The sequence below is a fragment of the Rhizobium sp. YTUHZ045 genome, from assembly GCF_051124255.1.
GTDB lineage: Bacteria > Pseudomonadota > Alphaproteobacteria > Rhizobiales > Rhizobiaceae > Rhizobium.
The window spans coordinates 406,330-427,738 of sequence record NZ_CP101434.1 but is presented as its reverse complement, the minus strand read 5'-3'; the positions used below and the strand labels follow the sequence as shown (position 1 = coordinate 427,738).

Genomic DNA, 21,409 nt, shown 5'->3' with positions numbered 1-21,409 from the left:
GAAGGAAGAGTGACCAATGTCGACACCGCGACCGAATGCCCTGCGGCTTGAAACCCTTTGGAACCCGCCTACCGAGGGCAAGGAATTCTCCTATGTCCTGCGCCTCAAGAACCTCGGCAGCGAACCGCTTTCGAATTTTTCCCTCTGCGTCAGCGGTCCGGGCCGCGTCGACCCCGCCGGACGCGTCGAAGGCGCAACGGTGTCGCAACGGCTTTCGAATTTCACCGAATTCCAGCCGCCGGCCAACTTCGTGCTCGGCGCAGGCGAAACCTGGACGATCTCCGTCTATGCGCTCAGCTGGCAGTTCCGCCACTGGACGGACGGCGCGACGAGCGCCTATCTCGCACTGTCCGACGGCAAAACCATCGTGCTCGCTGTCGAGCCGACACGCTCTTCCGTCAGCAATGCGCCGCTGAAACGTGGCGCCGAGATCTATCCTGTTCCCGTCAACGCGCCCGTTGCGGTGTCGATCATTCCCTGGCCGAACCGCGTCGCCGTCGCAGCGCGCCGCCCGCTGCCGGCCGGTTTTGCGCCGCAGGCGCAGAGCCCTGAAGGGGAAGCGGCTGCGAAAAGCTTTTCGGCGCTGGTCGAACATCTCTTCGCCGTCGAGGGCATCGTGCGAACCGAGGCCGAAGGCGCGGTTCGTGTCGGTCTGAAGGACGCCGCCGGCTTCGGGCCGGAGGCCTATCGGCTGAGCTTCGAAGAAGAGGCGATCACGGTCGAAGCAAGCAGCCGCACCGGCTTCCTCTACGGCCTCGTCACGCTCGGCCAGATCTGGCGCGGCGCTAAGCTGCATCCCGGCGTTTTCCAGTTTCCCGCATCCGGCGAGATCGTCGACGAGCCGTCGATGGGCTGGCGCGGCCTGCATCTCGATGTCGCCCGCCAGTTCTACGGCGCAGCCGAAGTCAAGAAGCTGATCGCGGTGCTGGCCTGGAATAAACTCAACCGCTTCCACTGGCACCTTTCCGATGACGAAGCCTGGCGGGTGGAGATCGATGCCTACCCGGCCCTGACAAAGATCGGCGCCTGGCGCGGTCACGGTCTCGCCGTGCCGCCGCTTCTGGGTTCAAGCCCGGCCCGGACGGGCGGCTACTATACAAAGCCTGTCATCCGCGAGATCGTCGCCCTCGCAAAGAACTTCGGCATCGAAATCGTGCCGGAGATCGATATGCCCGGACATTGCTATGCCATGCAGCAGGCGATACCTGAGCTGCGCGATCCGGCCGAGAAGGGCAGCTATTACTCGGTTCAGGGTTTTCCCGACAACTGCATCAACCCGGCACGCGAGCAGACCTATGAGATCGTCGAGACCATTCTTTCCGAACTCATCGAGCTCTTTCCATTCAAGACGATCCATCTCGGCGCCGACGAGGTTCCCCTCGGCGCATGGTCCGGCTCGCCGGAAGCGCTCAAGCGGCTGCGCGCCATCGCCGGCGACGAGGTTGCCGATGCGCATGCCAAGCGGCTAAACGTCGTCACCAACACGCATGGCGCCGACGACATTCACGGCTCAGGCGCCGCCATCCTGCAGGCGGAATTCCTGGAGCGCGTCCAGCGCTTCCTGGCGAGCAAGGGCTGCATCACCGGCGGCTGGGAAGAAGCGGCCCATGGCGACGTCATCGACAAGTCGAAAAGCTATCTCTGCAGCTGGCGCAATGTCGAGATTTCGGCCGAGCTCGCCGAACGCGGCTATCAGATGGTGGTCTGCCCCGGCCAGGTCTATTATCTCGACATGGCGCTGAGGACGGACTGGGATGAGCCCGGCGCCAGCTGGGCAGGAAATTCGGACGCGGAAAAGCTCTACAATTTCGATCCGGTCAGCGGCTGGACAGCGAGCCAGAAACAGCAGCTGCTCGGCATCCAGGCCTGCATCTGGTCCGAACCGATGACGGATCGCGCCGTCTTCGATCGTCTCGTCTTCCCGCGCCTTTCGGCACTTGCCGAAACAGGCTGGACGGAACCCTCGTCCAAGTCATGGGAACGCTTCAAGGCGCTCGCTGGGCTGATGCCGCTGCTCTATGGATTGCAGGAGTCATAGCGCCCGGCTTCACTGTCGCGGCCGGTAGGCAGAGGGCGTGACGCCTGTGCCCGCCTTAAATGCACGGGTCATGTGGCTCTGGCTGCTGAAGCCGCAAGCCGAGGCGATCTGCGCGATTGGGTCCGTGCCGCGCAACATCGATTTCGCGCGCTCGACACGCCGGTGGGCCACCCAGCCATGCGGGGACACGCCGTAGCTTGCCCGGAACATCCGCTGAAAATGAAAGGCGCTGAGCTGCCCAATCGCCGCCAGATCCTGCAAGCGGATGGTCTCACCGAGATGAGCCTCGATATAATCCAGGCAGCGGTGCCTGATATGGGGAGCGAGCCCGCCGCTGATCGCGCAGGGGCGCGTCCCTCCATAACGCGGATCAACGAAGAAATCGTTGATCGTCTCAGTCATCGCTTCTTCAGCCAGCAGATGCTCACCCGCTGACATCGCTTGCCTCAGCTGCCGAAGCGTGCGCGCCAAGACGGGTGCATCGGCGAAGGTCACTTCGGAGACAGCCATAAGCCTGGAATCACGGTCGAACGTCTCGGCAAACATCCGGCGCATCTGATCGTCCGGAACATAGAGATGAACGAAGTCGAAAGGATCGGTTATTTCCCATTCGGACGAGTGCCCCTGTGGCATGACGCACAAGGCGCCGGGCCGGCCTCGCGCGGCGGGGCTGCCATCCAGGCGGCGCGTTCCGGCGCCCCCGTTGAGATAAAGGCTGAACGTATGTCCGTCCGGCCGTTCATAGCTCATCCTGTCGCTGCCATTGCTCCAGAGGGCCGCCGATCGCCCGAACCCCAGATCGATCGACTGCGACATCCGCGCCGAGGGCGATGCGGACAAAAACCTGAAAACCGAGAGGCGGCTATCTTTCACCAATTCTTCCCACACATGTGACGTCTTGCGAACAATACCGGTGGACGGCCGACGTGGCGAGCGGGAACTCCGGGGCGAGAAATTTAATAGCAAGAATCTGCAAGAGACCGGCTCACCGTTCGCCTATTCATGGAGAAAACGAGGATCACTCCATGGCAAATGCCGCTCTCTTCATCGCGACCGTCCTCATATGGGGAACGACTTGGATCGCCATTGCGATGCAGGTCGGTCCCGTGCCGGTCCTGGTCTCGGTCTTTTACAGATTTGCGCTCGCAGCCGTGATCCTCGTCGCCATCCTGGCTTTCATGCGGCGGCTCAACCTCCCTGCCTTGCGCGATCAACCTTTCATCCTGGCGCAAGCGCTCTGCCTCTTCAGCCTCAATTTCATCTGTTTCTACAACGCCGCCGGCTTCATTCCCTCAGGGCTGATCTCGGTCATCTTCTCGCTGGCAACGATCTACAATGCCGTTAATGCGCGCCTGTTCTTCGGCGACCGCATCACAGGCCGCACGCTTCTCGCAGCGGCGCTCGGAGCCACCGGCCTTCTCTTGCTGTTCGGAGAGGAGGTGGTCGTCGATTTCAATATGGGCACATTGAAAGGGATCGGGCTCGCAGCGTTGGGCACGCTGTTCTTCTCGCTCGGCAACATGGCATCGCGCCGAAACAGCGCGGCCGGAATCTCACCGCTGACCGCCAATGGCTGGGGCATGACCTACGGCGCGATCGTCCTCCTCTTGCTGATTGCCGTGACGCAAACACCGATCGTGGCGCCGCCCGACATCAGCTATCTTGCCGCCCTGCTTTATCTCGCGGCAGTTGGCTCGGTGATCGGCTTCACCACCTATCTCATGCTGGTCTCCCGCATCGGCTCCTCGCGCGCTGCCTATGCCACCGTCCTGTTCCCGATCGTCGCCCTGTCATTGTCGACAGTCTTCGAGGGCTACCACTGGAGCGGTCTCGGTCTGATCGGCCTGGGGCTGACGCTTCTCGGGAATGTCGTCATATTTGCACGACCTCTGCCCCGTCGCGTGCGCCAAGCAGATGCGCGGCTGCCGGCAGGCGGCTGAGGGTGTTAGCCGACCGGCTTTTGCAGGACGTCGAAGCGCGGATTGGTTTCCGAAAAAATTGGCAGGGCGGCAGCGCCGAGGATCGCCGTATCCTTGCCGGTCATGCCGATCATAACGCGGGGTATCGTCCGCTTTCGGTCGGGATCGATCGGATCGTGCAGCGGCTCGAGCCGCTCGGCAAGCCGCCGCATCAGCGATGTCGATACGCTGCCGCCGAGCACGATGGTCTGAGGATCGAAGGCGAGTTCCAGAAAATCGAGTGTCTGCCGCAGGGGCTCAATGGCCTGATCGAGCCAGGCATCAGCGCCTTCGCCGCGTTCGGCGATCAGCGCGTCGAGATTGTCGGGGGAAAGCTCGCTGGCATTGGCGATGCCCATGAATTCGTAGGCGACTGAGGGCGAGATGTAGCGATCGAGGCAGCCGCGCTTGCCGCAGCTGCAGAGCCTGCCATGCGGCTCGACGATAATATGGCCGATCTCGCCGGCATTGTTGCGGCTGCCCTTGTAGAGGTGGCCGTCGAGAAACATTCCGGCGCCGATACCGCCGCCGCCGGCCAGAAACAGATAGACGAAACTGCCGAGACCCCGGGCAACACCGTGAAGGCGCTCGCCGATCGCCGCCGCCGTCGCGTCGTTCTCGACCAGAACCGGCACTCCGACCCGTTGTTCCAGTGCATGCCCGACCGGAAAATCCTGCCAGCCCGGCAGGCTGTGCGGGCTGAGAGATGTGGTGCCGCCATCGGCGTAGCGGCCGGGCAGGGCGATGCCGATACCAAGCAGCCTGTTCCTGTCGAATGCAAAAGCCTCTTGAAGATCCTCGACGATTGTTTGCAGCGCCGGCATGGCCCTTTGCGGATCGGGGTGTTCGACCAGGTGCTCGATGCGGGCGCAGACGGCGCCCGAGAGATCCGTCAGCACGCCGCTTGCGCGTCGGCGGCCAAGCTCCAGGCCGATCGAATAGGCGCCGTGCGGATTGATGCTGTAGGGAATGATCGGCTGGCCTCGCGCCAGCTTCTGCGCCGCGGCCGCAACGAGAAGCTGCGACCGCTCCAGCTCCTCGACGATATTCGAGACGGTCTGCGGCGTCAGGGCCGTCATCCGGGCGATCGCAGCCCGCGACAGCGAACCGTGGGTGCGCACAGCCTCGATCACCACGCGCCGGTTGTGAGACTTGGCCTGCTCGAGATTGGTGCCGGAGATCGCCTTCATGTCGCCTTCAAGGGAAGTGAAGCATCACCCTTGTCACAAGACGGACGCCGATGAAAGCCAGATTCTTTGGCCTTTATCGAACCTCGGCGTCGACAGGCGCAACGGCATTTCGTCGCTGCAGCAGGCCGAGGATCGTAATCCCCGATAGGCCGGTGAAGGCACTAAGGACGGCAGTGCCGGAATAGCCGGCCGTTGCCGTGCCGGCGGCAAAGACCAATGCGCCGATCCCGGCGCTGGCAAAGATATTGACGGAGATCAGTGCGCTGCCGAGCCCCGGCCGGTCGGCGATGAGATCCTGCAGATAGGTGATCGGGATGCTGATGATCGCCGCCGCGCCGATGCCAGCGAGCAAGGTGAGCGCGTAGAGATGCCACGGCTGGGAGGCAAAACCGAGTAGGCCGAGGAATGCGGCATAGACGATGGTGCCGGCGGCAAGCGCGGTCATCTGGCCCGCATCCCGCGCGATCCGCGACCAGACGATGATGAAGACGATCTCGAGCAAGGCGACGATCCCGACCAGAATGCCGACGTCGCTGAGCGCGCCATGAGCCGCGCCGGTGGCGATCAACGGCAGCAGGGCGTCGTTGAGATGCAGCGTGCTGGTGATCAGCGCCACCCCGATGATATGCGCCGAAATCCGCGGTGAAATCACCCGCCGCAGGGCGCCGAAATAGGAAAGATGATCAATGGTGGCGATCTCCGTTGCCGCCCGCTTCGGCAGGGCGAAGAGGATGATGCTCTGGCATAAGAGACAGGAGATGGCGGCAAAGAGATAGGCCGGCAGCATGCTCGATGCGCCCGAAAGCAGAAGGCCCGTAATGCCGGGGATCAGCACCCAGGAGAGCGAGATCATGGCGCGCACGCCTGAGTTGGCCGTCACCATGTCGTCCCGGCTCATGCCCTGCATCGCCGCGCGCGCATTCGCGAACAGCAGCGAATTCAGCGCCCCATAGATCGGAAGCGGCAGCAGCGCGCTGATGACGAAGAGGGGCGCGCTCGGAAAGGCATAGACCATGCCGTAGCCGGCAATGCCGAAGATGCAGGCGCCGATCATCGCTGAACGGTATTCGCCGAGCCGGTCGGCGAGATTGCCGAGCAGAACGCTGATGACCACATTCACCGCCGCCGAAGCAAAGGCCAGGAAGGAATAGAGACCGTCGCTCAAGCCCAATTCGCGGATGCCGACGATCGAACGATAGGGCGCGGTCATCGCTCCCGCCATGCCGAAGGTGAAAATGGCGATCATGCTGGCGCGGATCGCCGGATTGCGGAAGACGTCGGGAAAGAGGCGGCTCATGAAATCATCAATCGTCAGGGAAATCGGCAGGCGCAGCCGCGGCGGGCAGTCCCGAAGGTCATGTCATGCTATCGCGTCTCTAAGAACAAAGCCCTGACTGTCAGTAATGTTCGGATTGGGAAAAGGTTCTCGCCAGCTCGGCCTGACCTGCCGTAAGGCCGCAATCCACCGGCAGGCAGATGCCCGTGATCGCTGCGGCGAGCGGCCCGGCAAGGAAGGCCACGGCATTGGCAACATCCTTCGGATCGACGACGCGCTGCAGCGGATACCAGCGGCGCGCCTCCTCGAACACGTTCGGATTGGCCCTCGCGCGCGCTTCCCAGGCCTGCGTCTTCACCGTGCCGGGTGCGACGGCATTGGAGCGAATGCCGAACTTGCCGTATTCCACGGCGACCAGCCGGGTGAAATGCAAGAGGCCCGCCTTGGCGGCGCTATAGGCCGGATGCCCGAAAACGTTCATGCCGTTGACCGAGGCGATGTTGACGACGGAGCCCTTCGAGGCCTTCAACATCGGCTCGAAGGCGCGGAAGCATAAAAACGCCGCTTCGAGATTGAGCGCATTATCGGCCCGCCAGATCTCTGGCGTTGTATCGTGCAGGCTGGTGGCGCGGGCGGCCCCGGCATTGTTGACGAGGGTTCGCACGACGCCGCTGCCGACAGCACGTTCTGCCAATCCGGCAATGCTCGCCTCACTGGTCACGTCACATCCGACGGCGACGAAACGCTCCTCCGGTCCGAGTTTCGAAGCCGCGGCGGCAGCGGCAGCCGCATCGATATCGGCAAGCAGTACGACATCATGGTCATCGGCGAGCCGCGCGGCAATCGCCGCGCCGATATCGCCTGCAGCGCCGGTCACGACGGCGATCGATTGGGTCATTGATTGTCGCTCCCGTTCATATGCTTCAATCTCCAAGCAATTGCCGGTCGTCGCCGTCGCGGTGAAGGACGAGCTGCTGCTTGATGCGCCGCAGCGTCACCGTCGCCTTCGGCTGAATGGCGTAGGCGATGAGGCTCGACAGGATATCGACCATCGCGATGTAGGCGATGCGCGTCGAGGTCGGGCGGTAGATATTGTTGCCTTCGGGGAGATCGATCGGTACGACGATTTCGGCGGCCTTGGCAACCGGGCTATCCGTCTGGGTCAAAGCGATCGTTTTCACCTTGGTGTCGCGGGCAAGCTCGAAGGCCCGCACCAGTTCCATATTGCGCCCCGAGAAGGACGAGCCGATCAGCACGTCGCCCGGTTTCGCCGCGGCCGCCATCATCAGCTGCATGCTGTGGTCGGAACTCGCCGTGATGCGAAGGCCGAGACGGAAGAGGCGGTTCTGCAGCTCATCGGCGATCATCGACGAATTGCCGCCCGATCCGAAGGCGTAGATCATGTCCGCCTTGGCGATATGGGAAACGGCGGCTTCGATAGCGGCCATATCGAGCGACCGATGCAGGAGAAAGAGGGCGTTCTGGGCCTTGGTGATGATATCCTGGGCGACATCGGCCGGATCGGTGCTTTTCGATTCCGGCTTCAGATAGCGCACGCCGATATGAGCGGTGCGGGCAAGCTGCACCTTGAAATCGGAAAAGCTCTCGCAGCCCAGCCGCCGGCAAAAGCGCGTGACGGTCGGCGGCGACACCTCGGCGCGTTCGGCAAGCTCGATGATCGAGGCGTTCACTGCAAACTCGAAATCGTTGACGATGATCTCGGCGATGCGGCTTTCGGAGGGAGAGAGCCGGCCCTTGTCTTCCTGCAATGTCGAAAAGATATCCAAACCCGCTCCCCCGATGGTATCCGCTAATCACCCTTCTTCTTATAGGCCACGCAGTCGATCTCAACCTTGCAATCGACCATCATCGACGATTGCACACAGGCACGCGCCGGCGGATGCTCGCCGAAATACTCCTGATAGATCTTGTTGAAGGTCCAGAAGTCGCGCGGATCGTCGAGCCAGACGCCGACGCGCACGACATGCTCGACGCCGTAACCGGCTTCCTCCAGGATCTCAAGAACATTGGCGATCGTCTTATGGGTCTGGGCGATGATGTTGCCATCGATGATCTCGCCGCCTTCCATCGCAACCTGGCCGGAAACATAGAGCCATCCGTCAGCTTCGACGGCGCGCGCGAAGGGCAGCGCCTTGCCGCCGGCGCCGGTTTGAACAGTGCCATAGCGCTTGATAGGCATTCTCAAGTCCTTGCAAATTATTTTCTTGATAAGTTGACAAGTGACCATAGAAAGCAGAATTTGACCAGTGAAAAACGCCTTTTATGAAAAGAATTTCAATCCGGGGCAGCCATGCGCGATCCATTCCACAATCCTTTCCCATCCGATAGCGCCCGCCACGCGATCTGGGAGATGCTCGTTCCCCGCGATATCGATGCCTTTCTGGCCGCCGATTGGTCGATGGTGGAGCAAGACTTCGTGGAAGACGGCTTCATCGGCATCGATGGCCGCAAGGAGACAAACCCCGACAAATGGCGGCTCGCTTTCCCGACGCTCAAAGCCTACCGCGACGAGTGGCTGAGGCAGGCGGAGGATTTCGCCAAACAGGGCTTCACTGAAGATGCGCGCACAGCGATCTTCACCACGACGACGCTCGAAGATATCGAGATCGAAGGCGACACGGCGCTGGTTCGCAAGAAATTCGACGGCGGCATTGCCAAGGCGGACGGCACCCGCGATGTCCTGCAATGGCAGACACTCTATTATTGCCGGCTTCACGAAGGACGCTGGAAGATCTCAGGTTTCACCGGCTACCTGCCGAACCCGATGGGTTGAAGCGGAGCCGATAAGAAGAAGGCCACTTTCTTGCGCATTTTCACGGCAGCACTGGCGACCGAGACCAACACCTTCTCCCCGATCTGCGTGGATCGCCGCGCCTTCGAAGCCTCACTCTATGCCCCGCCCGGCCAGCATCCCGAAACGCCGACGCTCTGCACCGCGCCGATCACCGTCGGCAGGCGCGTCGCCAAAGAGAAGCAATGGGAGCTGATCGAGGGAACCGCCACCTGGGCCGACCCCGCCGGCCTCGTCAACCGGGCGACCTATGAGGAACTGCGCGACGAAATCCTCGGGCAGCTCAGGGCGGCAATGCCTGTTGATGCCGTCGTCATGGGCCTGCACGGCGCCATGGTGGCGTCCGGATATGAGGATACGGAAGGCGATCTTCTCCAGCGCATCCGCGAAATCGTCGGACCCGACGTGCTCATCTCAGCCGAACTCGATCCGCACAGCCATTTGACCGCAAAACGCGTCGCAGCGCTCGATTTCGCCGTCTATTTCAAGGAATTTCCGCATACGGACTTCGTCGACCGCGCCGAAGATCTCTGGCGCATCGCTGTGGAAACGCTCGAAGGCCGGGTCAAGCCAGTCATGTCGGTGTTTGATTGCCGCATGATCGATGTCTTCCCGACATCGCGCGAACCCATGCGCTCCTTCGTCGACAAGATCATGCAGATCGAAAAGGACGACCCCGAGATCCTGTCGATTTCGGTGATCCACGGTTTCATGGTCGGCGACGTCCCCGAAATGGGAACGAAGCTGCTTGTCGTCACCGACAACAAACCGGAAAAGGGCGCGGCGCTGGCGCGCGAACTCGGCCTTGAACTCTTTTCCAAGCGCGGCACCTTCATGGTTCCGCAGATCGACGAGAGGCAGGCCGTCGAGCGCGCAATGGCCGCGACCGCATGGCCCGTCGTCATCGCCGACGTCTGGGACAATCCGGGCGGCGGCACGGCAGGAGATGCAACTGTCATTCTCGCGGAGCTCATGGCCCGCGGCGTCACGAGCGCCGCGATCGGCACCATCTGGGATCCGGTGGCCGTGCAGATTTGTTTTGCCGCGGGCGAGGGGGCGGAGATTCCGCTGCGCTTCGGCGCCAAGTCGGCCCCCGGCACCGGCAATCCCGTCGACGGCACCGTCAGGGTCGTCAAGCTGGTGAGGAATGCCGAGATGCAGTTTGGTGAGAGCCTGGCGCCCTTCGGTGACGCCGCCCATATCGTCCTCAACGGCATCGACATCATTCTCAATTCGACCCGCGCCCAGAGCTTCGATCCAAGCCTGTTTTCGGTCATGGGCATCGATCCCGCGGAGCAGAAGATCCTGGTGATCAAATCCACCAACCACTTCTTCGCGTCATTCTCGAAGATTGCGGCGGAAATCCTTTACTGCTCCGCCGGAACGCCTTATCCCAATAATCCGGCGACGACGCCATACCGGCGGGCGCCGAAGACCATCTGGCCGATCGTGGCCGATCCACACGGGACAGAACGCGGAGCCGCCTGAATGCATGACAATCGGTTTGCCGTCGTTGCCAAGGCCGGTGACCGGATCGCCGATCTCTCGACGCCGCGTCCTGTCATCGACGAAGACCGGCTGGCTGCAAACATCGCCCGCGTTCAATCCTATATGGATCAGCATGGGCTGAACTTCCGCCCGCATATCAAGACGCACAAGATTCCGGCGCTCGCCGTCGCGCAGGTCGCCGCCGGCGCCAAGGGCATCAACTGCCAGAAGGTCACGGAAGCCGAGGTCTTTGCCGAAGCCGGCTTCGGCGACATCCTGATCACCTTCAATATCCTTGGTCAGCAGAAGCTCGAGCGCCTGGCCAGGCTGAATGAGAAAATTCCAGCCCTGAAAGTCGTCGCCGACAGCGAAGTGACGGTCGATGGGCTCGCCGCACATTTTTCCGGCCATAAGCCGCTGACGGTGCTTGTGGAATGCGACACCGGCGCCGGCCGCTGCGGCGTTCAGAAGCCCGAGGAGGCGGCCTCGCTCGCCAAGCGCATCGCCGCCGCCGAGGGCCTCACCTTCGGCGGCATCGTGACCTATCCAAAGCCGCAATCGGCCGCCGCCGTGGAATCCTTCATCACTGAGGCGGTAAGCCGCCTGCAATCCGAAGGCATAAGCTGCGCCATCGTCAGCAATGGCGGCACCCCGAGCCTGTTCGAGGCACACCTCGTCAAGTCGGCGACGGAACACCGCGCCGGCACCTATATCTACAACGACCGCCAGATGGTGCGCATGGGCCATTGCACCGAGGATGATTGCGCCATGCACGTGCTCGCAACCGTCGTCTCCCGCCCCACCGCCGACCGCGCCGTCATCGATGCCGGTTCGAAGGCGCTGACCTCGGACCTCCAGGGCTTCAGCGATTACGGCCTGATCGTCGGCTATCCCCAGGCACGCATCACCAGCCTCTCGGAAGAACACGGCGTGATCGACCTGTCGAACTGCACTGGTCCCCGGCCACAGATCGGCGAAAAGCTCTTCATCATCCCGAACCACACCTGCGTGGTCTCCAACCTGTTCGATACGATGGTGTTTCATCGGGGTGGGATCGTCACGCGCGTCGAGCAAGTCGCCGCCCGCGGCCTCGTCTGGTAGGGGTCCGCACCGGTTGAGGGCGAAATGGCCTGATCGCGGAAGGCCTCGGTGTCAGCAAGCATTTTGTCGCTAGTATGGCAAGACGTGCACCAGGCAGGTGGCTTCGTTGCGCCAATGGGAATATCGACTCGACAGGCGAGTGTCCGCTTTGGGGCTGCAAGCCGACTGTCGGCTTTCGGCTTCTAGAGCGGATCATTGCTTATCGGAATCGGTTCTGGATTCCCAAATCAGCAGATTTGTGATTCATGCTGGATGCTGGAATCGAGGCCAGCATCCATGACGCGACCCTATTCGAATGATCTTCGCGAGCGAGTCGTTGCAGCGGTTGTGGACGGTCAGAGCTGCCGGGTGGTGGCGGAGCGGTTCGACATAGCTGTCTCATCCGTGGTGAAGTGGTCACAGCGTTATCGGGCCACCGGCAGTGTGTCACCGGGCAAGATGGGCGGCCATCGCCGACGTGTGCTGGAGCCGCACCGCGCCTTCATCGTCGAGCAGATCGAGCAGACATCGCATCTGACGCTACATCGGCTGAAGGATGAGTTGGCCGCCCGTGGCGTGAGCGTCTCCCACAATGCCATCTGGCAGTTCATGCGCCGCGAGGGCTTGAGCTTTAAAAAAACGCTGTTCGCCCTTGAGCAGGGCCGCGCCGACATTGCCCGGCGCAGAGCCCGCTGGAAAGCCTGGCAAGACCGCTTCGATCCGAAGCGGCTCGTCTTTATCGACGAGACCTGGATCCGCACCAACATGGCGCCGTTACGCGGGTGGGGGCCGAGGGGCAAAAGATTGCGCGGCTTTGCCCCGCATGGCCGCTGGCGCACCCTGACCTTCCTCGGCGCCCTACGCTGCGACAAGCTCACTGCGCCCTGCGTCTTCGACGGTCCCATCAATGGCGAATGCTTTCACGCCTATGTCCGCCAGCAGTTGATCCCGACCCTCAAACCTGGCGACATCGTCATCCTCGATAATCTCGGCTCTCACAAAGCCAAAGCCATCCGCGACGCCATCAGGGCCGTCGGCGCCAGGCTCTGGTTCCTGCCAAAATATTCCCCCGACCTTAATCCGATCGAACAAGCCTTCGCCAAGATCAAGCACTGGATGCGCCAGGCCCAAAAGCGAACCAGCGAGGAAACCTGGCGCCATCTGGGCCACCTCGCCGACACCATCAAGCCAGAGGAATGCGCCAACTACTTCTCAAATGCGGGCTATGCTTCCGTCAAAACATGAAAGGCTCTAATATCGTGAGCAGCCGTTACATCAAGCCGGACATGGGACGCGAACCGGGCTTGCAATCAATCGACATTGCCAGCGCTTCCCAATACAGCGCAACCGACGCTGGCCTGTTCAAGATCATCGAGCGGTGTGAGTATTTCGGTGATCTGATCGCGCAACCAGGCGTGTGCACGGGAGGCGGAATTGCGGCGGTGCCAAGCCATCGCCAACAGCGTCGGCGGCAAAGCAAAGGGCAGCGGGTGAATGGCAAGCCCCTCTGCGCTGGCTACTTTCATGGCCATCCGGCGCGGCACTATTGCGACGAGGTTTGTCGCGGCCACAGACCGCAAGACGGCCGTAAAAGTAGGTACTGACAGGACCATCTCGCGTCGCAGGCCCAGTGCGGCAAGTGAGGCAGTTTCTCGATCAGGTGCCATCTCGATGACGCGAAAGGCGGCGTGGCGCAGACTGCAATACAGTTCGACGGGCATTGCCGCCGCCGGCGTAACACCGTGCTGGCGTAGAACCGGATGATCCTGTCGTGCAACGATAACATAACTGGCATGAAAAATCGGTCGCCAATCGACCCAGGGCGCAAAATTGCCCGCAGGCAACAAGATCAGATCCAGCCTGGCTTCTCGGAGGTCGTCCATGGTCTGAACATTGAGCGCGTCAGTATAGCGTAACGAAATACCCGGCGCCCGCTGTTCCAAGTTAGCCAGCAGACCGGGAAGCATCATCTCGGTGAAAAAATCCGAAGCTGCAATGCGGAAAGTTTGCACCGCGCGCAGTGGGTCAAAGCTTGCCGGGTTCAAGAGGCGACTTGAATCCTCAAGCAATTGCGTCAGCGGCAAGACCAAACCAAGTGCAAATTCGGTGGGGCGCATTTGCTGTCCATCACGCACCAGCAGTGGATCACCGAACGCGGCGCGCAGCCGCCCAAGGGCCGCCGACACAGCCGGCTGCGATAGGCCAACCCGCTCCCCGGCGCGCACTGTAGAGCGTTCGCGCAATAAGGCATCCAACACTTTCAGTAGGTTGAGGTCGAACGCGGATAAATTCATGGGACCAATTCAGTCGATATAATCATTCAATTTAACACAAGCCGGGCGGTGCGCCATATCGGGGACGTTCCTATCACCAACCACAAAGGTCCCTGCATCATGAACATATACACCCAGCCACAGCGGGCCCATAGCTGGAACGGCACCACCTATCGCATCCTGTTGTCCTCCGCCGAAACTCAAGGCGCCATGTCCATCGTCCACGGCGTTTCCGGCCCGCTTGAAGGCCCGCCTTCGCACGTCCACGAGGCCGAGGACGAAACCTTCCTTGTGCTGGAAGGCGTCGTTGATTTCGAACTTGAGGGCACAGTGTTTCGCCGCGGTCCGATGGAGACTGCGCATATCCCACGTGGCAAGCGTCATAGCTTCCGCACCGGACCCGACGGCGCTGTTTGCATTGCTGTGCTGACGCCGGGTGGCTTTGAAGGCTTTTTCAAAGAAGTCGCCGCAGGGGGTTTTCAAATACCGCGTGACATCGCCGCTGTTGCCGAATGTGCGGCACGGTATGGCTCGCAGTTTGTTGGCCCCGGGCTGGCGCAGAGAGGCTGATATGCGTGACATCGCCTTTATCTTGAGCCGTAATCGGTGCCATTTCGCTCCCAGACCCTGGCAGGACGAACACCGACACAGAGCCAGCCGTTCAAGCCGCCGTCGGGTTGATCACATTCATATCGATCTCAGTCAGTTCCACCCGCCGCTCGAAGGCGATACCCGCCTCGTCGAAGAGGTGGCAATCGGCGGCATTGATGCCGGTTGTCACGGGTGCGTCGGGGCGGATACCGACGCTGCCGGGCAGCATGGCGCAGAAATTCTCGGCCTCGCCGTTGAGTGATGCGTAAGCGACCGTGTTGGCTCCGAGGCGCTCGATGACCGTCGGCGTCACGGTAAAGACGATGTCGCCGCCATTGAGCTGGATGTGCTCCGGGCGGATGCCGAGCGTTAGTGTCTTGCCGACCATGCCGTCGCGCGGCGTCACGGGCAGAACGGCCGTCTGGCCTTGATAATCCACTTCGACGCCGCTGGCGTTGACGCCCTTGCAGGTCACGGGCAGGAAATTCATCTTCGGATTGCCGATGAAGCCGGCGACAAACTGGTTGGCGGGTTTGTGATAAAGCTCCAGCGGTGCGCCGGTCTGGGAGATGTTGCCGGCGTCGAGCACGACGATGCGGTCGGCCATGGTCATGGCCTCGACCTGGTCATGCGTCACATAGATCATCGTCGCCTTCAACGCCCGGTGCAGCTTGGCAAGTTCGATGCGCATGTCGGCGCGCAGCGCCGCGTCCAGGTTGGAGAGCGGCTCATCGAACAGGAAGATCTTCGGTTCGCGTACGATAGCGCGGCCGATCGCGACGCGCTGGCGCTGGCCGCCGGACAACATGCCGGGTTTCTGCTGCAGCCGCTGGTCGAGATGCAGGATGCGCGCGGCATTCTCGACCTTGGCCTTGAGTTTTGACTCTTCCATCTTTTCGACGCGAAGCGGGAAGGCGATGTTCTCGAATACCGACATATGCGGGTAGAGCGCGTAGGACTGGAACACCATGGCGATGCCGCGCTTGACCGGCGGCAGGTCGTTGACCCTGACGCCGTCGATGACGATGTCGCCCGCGGTCGTCGCGTCGAGGCCGGCGATCATGCGCAGGAGCGTGGACTTGCCGCAGCCTGACGGGCCGACGAAGACGACGAACTCGCCATTCCTCACCTCGAGCTGCACTCCCTTCAGAACCTCGTAGTCGCCATAGAACTTCTGGACTTTGTTGAGAAGAAGCTGTCCCAAAAATCTGTCTCCGCCGGCGGTCTTCGTCGCACGCTCGATATAAGGGGAGGGGCCGCGGCTTATGCAGCGACCCCTTGGAGATAGCTTACTTGAAGGCTTCGATTTCGCCAGCCGCCTTCTTCAGCGCGGCCTCCGGTTCGGCCTTGCCCGTCACGACGGACTGGATCATCTCGATCATCGAGTTCTGGAAGCCCTTATAATCGGTGAACAGCGGCTCGGGACCACCATAGCTGATGCCCTCGATGAGCGGCTTCCAGTAGGGGTCCTTGGCGACGAATTCATCGACCTTCTTGGAGGGCCGCAGCGGTGTGAGGCCGGCGCCGCCCTGCAGTTCGTATTCCGACTGAACATCCGGCGAGGTGATGAACTTGGCGAATTCGGTTGCCTTGTCCTCGACTCCCGAGCCCTTGAAGATCGCAAGGCTGTCGGTGATCAGCAGCGTGCCGGGGCCTTTGGCGTCGGGACCCAGCGGCAGCGTCGTGATGCCCCAGTTGATCTTGGTTTCCTTCAGGCGGGAGGCGGCGCCCGATCCGGCCTGGATCATGGCAACCTTGCCGTCGAGGAAGATGGCGCGGACTTCGTTCTGCTCATAGGCCGTCGGGCCTTCCTCGGAGTAGGGCACGATATCCTTGTAGGCTTTAAGCGCAGCGAGGATCTGCGGGCTGTCGAGCGTGATCTTGCCTTCGGCGTCGGTTACCGCACCGTTATTGGTGTAAACCCAATGCATGAACTGGTGCATGGTGTTGTCGAAGGTCTTGGCGGAAAGACCGAAGCCCGGAATGCCGGTCTTTTCCTTGATGGTCTTGGCCATCTCGATTTCTTCAGCCCAGGTCTTCGGCGGCTTCTCGGGATCGAGGCCGGCCTGCTTGAAGAGATCCTTGTTCCAGTAGAGCGCCTTGGTGGAGAAGGCGATCGGAACGCCCCACTGATTGCCCTCGAAGGTCACCGTGTCGACGATGTGCGGATAGTAAGCTTTCTTTTCCTCGTCCGTCATCGGCACCGGAACGATGAGATCGTTCTGCGCGAATTCCTTCAGTGTGCGCGAGCCGACATAGGCCATGGCAACAGGCGTGCCGGCAGCGGCGAGCGTCGTTGCCTTGTCCTGGCACTGCGCCCAGCCGACGACCTCAGGCGTGACCTTCCAGCCTGCGTTCTTTTCTTCCCACTGCTTGATGTATTTGGTGTGGACCGGATCGATCGTGTCGCCGCAATAGATCCAGCTGATTTCCTTGTCGGCCGCATGGGCAGTGACCGCGGTCAATGCCGTCGAACCGAGCAGGGCGAGCGCCATAAGGCCTGTCTTGATTGCTATGCTCACGTTGTGACTCCCAATGTGGTTGTTAGCTGTTCACTGATTATTGCTCTTATTGTTTCACCGCACCGGCGGTCAGACCGCCGACGAGATAACGCTGAAGGAAGAAGATGACGACCATCGCCGGCGCGATGCCGACGAAGGAAGCCGCCATCAGTTCGTTCCAGATGACCTCCTGCTTTCCGAAGTAAGCAAAGAGCCCCACCGGCAAGGGCATGTATTCGGTCTTCGAGTTGAACGTCAGCGCGAAGATGAATTGCTGGGCGTAAGCGCCGATGAAGGTGGTAATGGCGACGACGATAATGCCCGGCATCGCGATGGGCAGGATGACGCGGCGAAGCGTGTAGAAATGGCTGGCGCCATCCATGAAGGCGGCTTCGTTGAGCTCCTGGGGAATACGGATCATATAAGTGCGCAGCAGCCAGATCGCCGAAGGGATCAGGAAGGCGACGCCCGGCACGATCATGGCGAGATAGGTGTTGAGCACGCCCATGCTGCGCATCAGCCGGAAGAGCGGGATGAGCAGCACGGCGCCGGAGAACATGTTCACCGTCAGGAAGGCGCCGAGCAGGATGCCCATGCCCTTGAATTCGAACTTGGCGAAGGCGTAAGCGGCCGGAATGACCAGGCAGAGCACGATCAGCGTGACGATGATCGAGATGAAGAAGGAGTTGAAGATATAGCGCCCGAAGCCCGGTACGCTGATCCACATCGTCCGGTAGGCTTCGAAGGAGCCGTTCTCGGGCCAGAAGCGGTAGGGAGAGGAGAACAGCTGGGCGAGGGGCTTCAGGGAAACCAGGAAACCCTCGACGAAGGGCGCCAGCACGAAGAACAGGAACACCGCGATGCCGCAATAGATCAGGATGATTTCCCACCAGCGGTAGCGGTCGATCATGGCCGGGCTGCTCATGCGCGCTTCTCCGGATTGAGGCGGCGGGTGACACGGAAATAGGCGAAGCAGAAGAGCGACAGGAAGATGCAGATCAGCACGGCGCGCGCCGCACCTTCACCGTATTTCTTCGAACCGATCGCGGTCTGATAGGTGTCGATGATCATCGTCGTCGTCTCGCCGCTCGGACCGCCCTGCGTCAGGATCCAAATGATGTCGAACGAGTTGAAGGTGGCGATCAGCGACAGCATCGACATGGTGATGATGGCGGGCACCATCAGCGGCAGGGTGATGCGGCGGAAGCGGTACCAGCGGCCGGCGCCGTCGGTCCAGGCGGCTTCGTAGAGATCCTTAGGGATCGACTGGATCGCGGCCAGGAAATAGATCGTCACCAGCGGTACGCCAATCCAGACATCGGTGACGATCGTGGCCCAGAAGGCGGTGCTGCCATAAGCGAGGAAGGCGACCGGGCCGTCGACGAGGCCGAAGCGCTGCAACAGGCCCGAGATCATCCCGAACTGCCCATTATACATCCAGCCCCACATGAAGATACCGATCGCCATCGGCACGATCCATGGCGGCATTGTCAAGAGCCGGAACAGCGAGCGGCCAGGTACGGCGGCATTCAGCATGCATGCGCCAAAGGTGCCGATCACCATTTTCAGGGCGACGGAGAAGAAGGTCCAGACGAAGGTGCGGAGGATAACCTCCGCAAACGTGGCGTTGAAGATCTTCTCGTAATTGATCCAGCCGACCCAATTGGTGGTCTTCTTCAGCGACGCATCGGTGAAGGAGAGAATGAACGTATCGACGAGGGGATAAGCGACGATTGCGAGAACGTAGAGAACGGCCGGAAGGAGGAGGATGCAGGCGAAGATGAAGGCGCTTCTTTGGACACTCATCTTGCCGTCTTCCTCAAGCCGCTCTGGCGTGAAGGGCTTCGTCGAAGCGGTCCCAAACAGGACGCAAGTCGACGACCGTTTTCTTGATCCTCGCTTCGTCCATCGCCAGAGCCAGAATGCCGGCTTCGAGCGCGTTCAGCGTGGAGACGGGAAGTTCGAGCCCGGTGCGCACGCTCTCGAGCAGGTCGCTCGCCATCTGTTCGTCGGCGCCGTAATGCTGGGAGAGTTCGGTAGCGGCATAGGTGTTCTCGACCACCTTGTTGCCGGTCAGCTGTTCGTGGACATTGAGATAACCGCGGACGAAATCACCCTCGGCCATGCCGCGCGAGCCCATGATGGCGAAACGGCGGAACTGGTCAGGCACGTTCAGATTGGTGTGGAAGTTCATGCCGACGCCATTTTCATATTCGACGATCGCCACCTGATAGTCGATGATATCGGCATCGCTGTCGAAGACCTTGTCCGATCCCATCCAGCCGCTCGGCTTGCGGTGGAAAAGCTCGAGATCGTTGATGCCCTCGCGCGCCGGGTCGTTGGCCGGCGTGAAGCTCTTGCGGCCGCCGAAACTGGCGACACGCTCCGGCCGCGCGCCGACGACGCCATTATAAAGGTCGAGATCGTGGCAGCATTTCTCCAGCATGAAGCTGCCGGAATAGCGCTCGTAGCGGCGCCAATCACGCATGAAGAAAGCGCCGTGATAGGGCTCGATATGTTCGGAAGCCTCGATCGACACGATCTGGCCGAGCTTGCCCTCGGCCTGGATGGCGCGCAGATCCTTGTAGAGAGGGGAGTAACGCAGCACCAGACCGACCATCAGCCGCTCATGGCCGAACTTCGCCATCAGATGGGCAAGCTCGATGCTTTCGGCGATGGTCGTGACGATCGGCTTTTCGCAGAAGACCTTGAGACCGGCTTGCAGCCCGAGTTTGATATGGTCGAGATGCATGTGATTGGGGGAGCCGATCATCAGCAGATCAAGCTTTTCGGAGGCGAGGAGCTCCTCCGGCGAGCCGTAGGCCTTGCCGGCGGAAATGCCCTTTTCCGTCAAACCGGGAAGGCCGGCAGGATCGGGGTCGACGTAGCCGACGATATCGAAACTGCTATCGATCGCTTTGAAGACGTAGCCGAGATAGCCGAGCCGGAATCCTAGCCCGATGATGCCCACTTTCATGCCGATCAAGTTCCCGATTAAGTAATTTATTTTCTTTAAGTTGGGACAAAAAACAAAGGGCGTCAATAGAAAACGGGGCGCAAGACGCGAGTATGAAATTGATTTTCATAATTCGCGGGCGAGGATCGTTAAAGCGCTGCCACCGCCAAAATGCGGAGGCAACCAGCGGAAGAGCCATCTTCAAAGCAGGAATGCTGACGTCATTGTTGCGGACCCGGCAAGCTCACGCAAAAATCGCGAAATGTTGAAAAGAGTAGCGAGCCCGGGTGTGTAGGATGGGCGATACCCCGAAGGAGGAGCCATCATGACCCGCATGACAGCCAAGGACTTTCCGCAGGAACTGCTCGAACTTTACGATTATTATGCGCATGGAAAAATCACCAAGCGCGAGTTTCTCGACCGGGCCGCCAAGTTTGCGGTCGGTGGGGTGACGGCAGCCGCCATTCTTGCGTCGCTCAGCCCGAACTACGCGCTGGCGACCCAGGTCGAGTCTACCGATCCCGATATATCGGCCGAATACATCACCTATCCCTCTCCCAAAGGAAACGGCGATGTCCGCGGCTATCTCGTGCGGCCCGCAAAGGCCGACGGCAAGGTTGCGGGCGTGGTCGTCGTTCACGAGAATAGAGGCCTGAACCCCTATATCGAGGATGTGGCGCGGCGCGTGGCAAAGGCCGGCTTCATCGCGCTGGCGCCGGATGGGCTGACGTCGGTCGGCGGTTATCCCGGCAATGACGAGAAGGGGCGGGAGCTCCAGCAGAAAGTCGATCCGGAAAAGCTGATGAACGACTTTTTCGCGGCGGTCGAATTCCTGATGAAGGGTGATCTCACCAGCGGAAAGGTCGGCATAACAGGCTTCTGCTATGGCGGCGGCGTCGCCAACGCTGCGGCGGTCGCCTATCCCGAACTGGCCGCAGCCGTGCCCTTTTATGGCCGGCAGCCGCGCGCCGAGGACGTGCCAAAGATCAAGGCGCCATTGCTTCTCCACTATGCCGGGCTGGACAAGGGGATCAACGAAGGCTGGCCGGCCTACGAAGCCGCGCTGAAAGCGGCGGGAAAAACCTACGAGGCTTATATCTACCCCGACGTCAATCACGGCTTTCATAATGACACCACGCCGCGCTACCACGAGGCGGCGGCCAAGCTCGCCTGGCAGCGAACGGTCGACTGGTTTACGAAATACCTTGCCTAAAAATGCAGTGGCGTGAGGCGGCGGGGAGCCATT

Annotated in this window: 20 protein-coding genes; 8 read left to right on the top strand and 12 right to left on the bottom strand. The window is 61.1% G+C overall.

What is annotated here, in order from left to right; translation table 11 throughout:
- The first annotated feature begins 16 nt into the window (after window positions 1-16).
- Entirely contained in the window at window positions 17-2,038 is a 2,022-nt protein-coding gene (locus NMA58_RS29130) for a beta-N-acetylhexosaminidase (protein WP_434714578.1), read from the top strand.
- 9 nt (window positions 2,039-2,047) lie between these two features.
- Here the strand turns inward: NMA58_RS29130 and NMA58_RS29125 are convergent, their stop codons facing one another.
- Window positions 2,048-2,788 (bottom strand): helix-turn-helix domain-containing protein, encoded by a 741-nt coding sequence (locus NMA58_RS29125; RefSeq protein WP_434714907.1) that lies wholly within the window; start codon window positions 2,786-2,788, stop codon window positions 2,048-2,050.
- A 275-nt stretch (window positions 2,789-3,063) separates the two neighbouring features.
- On the opposite strand from NMA58_RS29125, the gene NMA58_RS29120 reads away from it, so the two are divergent.
- Entirely contained in the window at window positions 3,064-3,978 is a 915-nt protein-coding gene (locus tag NMA58_RS29120; protein ID WP_434714577.1) for a DMT family transporter, read from the top strand.
- A 5-nt stretch (window positions 3,979-3,983) separates the two neighbouring features.
- Here the strand turns inward: NMA58_RS29120 and NMA58_RS29115 are convergent, their stop codons facing one another.
- The 5 genes from NMA58_RS29115 to NMA58_RS29095 all read right to left on the bottom strand — a co-directional run bounded on the left by NMA58_RS29115 (window position 3,984) and on the right by NMA58_RS29095 (window position 8,662).
- On the bottom strand, window positions 3,984-5,186 hold the full coding sequence (locus tag NMA58_RS29115; protein ID WP_434714575.1) for an ROK family transcriptional regulator: 1,203 nt from the start codon (window positions 5,184-5,186) through the stop codon (window positions 3,984-3,986).
- A 73-nt stretch (window positions 5,187-5,259) separates the two neighbouring features.
- Window positions 5,260-6,483 carry an MFS transporter gene (locus tag NMA58_RS29110; protein ID WP_434714574.1) on the bottom strand — a complete coding sequence of 408 codons (1,224 nt, stop codon included), beginning with the start codon at window positions 6,481-6,483 and terminating at the stop codon, window positions 5,260-5,262.
- A gap of 100 nt (window positions 6,484-6,583) precedes the next feature.
- Window positions 6,584-7,360, bottom strand: coding sequence for an SDR family oxidoreductase (locus tag NMA58_RS29105; protein ID WP_434714573.1), 777 nt, complete (start codon window positions 7,358-7,360; stop codon window positions 6,584-6,586).
- A gap of 25 nt (window positions 7,361-7,385) precedes the next feature.
- Complete coding sequence (locus NMA58_RS29100; RefSeq protein WP_434714572.1) at window positions 7,386-8,249, bottom strand: MurR/RpiR family transcriptional regulator; 864 nt, start codon at window positions 8,247-8,249, stop codon at window positions 7,386-7,388.
- A gap of 23 nt (window positions 8,250-8,272) precedes the next feature.
- On the bottom strand, window positions 8,273-8,662 hold the full coding sequence (locus NMA58_RS29095) for a RidA family protein (protein WP_097601376.1): 390 nt from the start codon (window positions 8,660-8,662) through the stop codon (window positions 8,273-8,275).
- Between the two features lie 111 nt (window positions 8,663-8,773).
- On the opposite strand from NMA58_RS29095, the gene NMA58_RS29090 reads away from it, so the two are divergent.
- The 4 genes from NMA58_RS29090 to NMA58_RS29075 all read left to right on the top strand — a co-directional run bounded on the left by NMA58_RS29090 (window position 8,774) and on the right by NMA58_RS29075 (window position 13,087).
- On the top strand, window positions 8,774-9,256 hold the full coding sequence (locus NMA58_RS29090) for a hypothetical protein (RefSeq protein ID WP_434714570.1): 483 nt from the start codon (window positions 8,774-8,776) through the stop codon (window positions 9,254-9,256).
- A 30-nt stretch (window positions 9,257-9,286) separates the two neighbouring features.
- Window positions 9,287-10,762, top strand: a complete 1,476-nt coding sequence (locus tag NMA58_RS29085) for a M81 family metallopeptidase (protein ID WP_434714569.1) — start codon at window positions 9,287-9,289, stop codon at window positions 10,760-10,762.
- Window positions 10,763-11,863, top strand: a complete 1,101-nt coding sequence (locus NMA58_RS29080) for a D-TA family PLP-dependent enzyme (protein WP_434714567.1) — start codon at window positions 10,763-10,765, stop codon at window positions 11,861-11,863. It abuts the gene before it with no gap.
- A 276-nt stretch (window positions 11,864-12,139) separates the two neighbouring features.
- Window positions 12,140-13,087, top strand: coding sequence for an IS630-like element ISRel6 family transposase (locus NMA58_RS29075; protein ID WP_434714566.1), 948 nt, complete (start codon window positions 12,140-12,142; stop codon window positions 13,085-13,087).
- 65 nt (window positions 13,088-13,152) lie between these two features.
- Here the strand turns inward: NMA58_RS29075 and NMA58_RS29070 are convergent, their stop codons facing one another.
- Window positions 13,153-14,136 carry a LysR family transcriptional regulator gene (locus tag NMA58_RS29070; RefSeq protein WP_434714565.1) on the bottom strand — a complete coding sequence of 328 codons (984 nt, stop codon included), beginning with the start codon at window positions 14,134-14,136 and terminating at the stop codon, window positions 13,153-13,155.
- Window positions 14,137-14,235: 99 nt separating this feature from the next.
- Here NMA58_RS29070 and NMA58_RS29065 point away from each other — a divergent pair, with 99 nt between their 5' ends.
- The gene (locus NMA58_RS29065) at window positions 14,236-14,685 is read left to right on the top strand and encodes a cupin domain-containing protein (protein ID WP_434714564.1); all 450 of its coding nucleotides are present in this window, start codon (window positions 14,236-14,238) and stop codon (window positions 14,683-14,685) included.
- A 91-nt stretch (window positions 14,686-14,776) separates the two neighbouring features.
- Here the strand turns inward: NMA58_RS29065 and NMA58_RS29060 are convergent, their stop codons facing one another.
- The 5 genes from NMA58_RS29060 to NMA58_RS29040 form a co-directional block, all read right to left on the bottom strand.
- A complete protein-coding gene (locus NMA58_RS29060; protein ID WP_434714563.1) occupies window positions 14,777-15,910 on the bottom strand; it encodes an ABC transporter ATP-binding protein in 1,134 nt (377 codons plus the stop codon).
- Window positions 15,911-15,995: 85 nt separating this feature from the next.
- On the bottom strand, window positions 15,996-17,201 hold the full coding sequence (locus NMA58_RS29055) for an ABC transporter substrate-binding protein (RefSeq protein WP_221156576.1): 1,206 nt from the start codon (window positions 17,199-17,201) through the stop codon (window positions 15,996-15,998).
- A 73-nt stretch (window positions 17,202-17,274) separates the two neighbouring features.
- On the bottom strand, window positions 17,275-18,132 hold the full coding sequence (locus NMA58_RS29050; protein ID WP_430958907.1) for a carbohydrate ABC transporter permease: 858 nt from the start codon (window positions 18,130-18,132) through the stop codon (window positions 17,275-17,277).
- On the bottom strand, window positions 18,129-19,013 hold the full coding sequence (locus NMA58_RS29045; protein WP_434714562.1) for a carbohydrate ABC transporter permease: 885 nt from the start codon (window positions 19,011-19,013) through the stop codon (window positions 18,129-18,131). The genes NMA58_RS29050 and NMA58_RS29045 overlap by 4 nt, the downstream gene beginning before the upstream one ends.
- Window positions 19,014-19,026: 13 nt before the next feature.
- On the bottom strand, window positions 19,027-20,184 hold the full coding sequence (locus NMA58_RS29040; protein WP_097601402.1) for a Gfo/Idh/MocA family protein: 1,158 nt from the start codon (window positions 20,182-20,184) through the stop codon (window positions 19,027-19,029).
- Between the two features lie 304 nt (window positions 20,185-20,488).
- Here NMA58_RS29040 and yghX point away from each other — a divergent pair, with 304 nt between their 5' ends.
- Entirely contained in the window at window positions 20,489-21,376 is an 888-nt protein-coding gene (yghX, locus tag NMA58_RS29035; protein ID WP_434714561.1) for a YghX family hydrolase, read from the top strand.
- The last annotated feature ends 33 nt before the right edge of the window (window positions 21,377-21,409 follow it).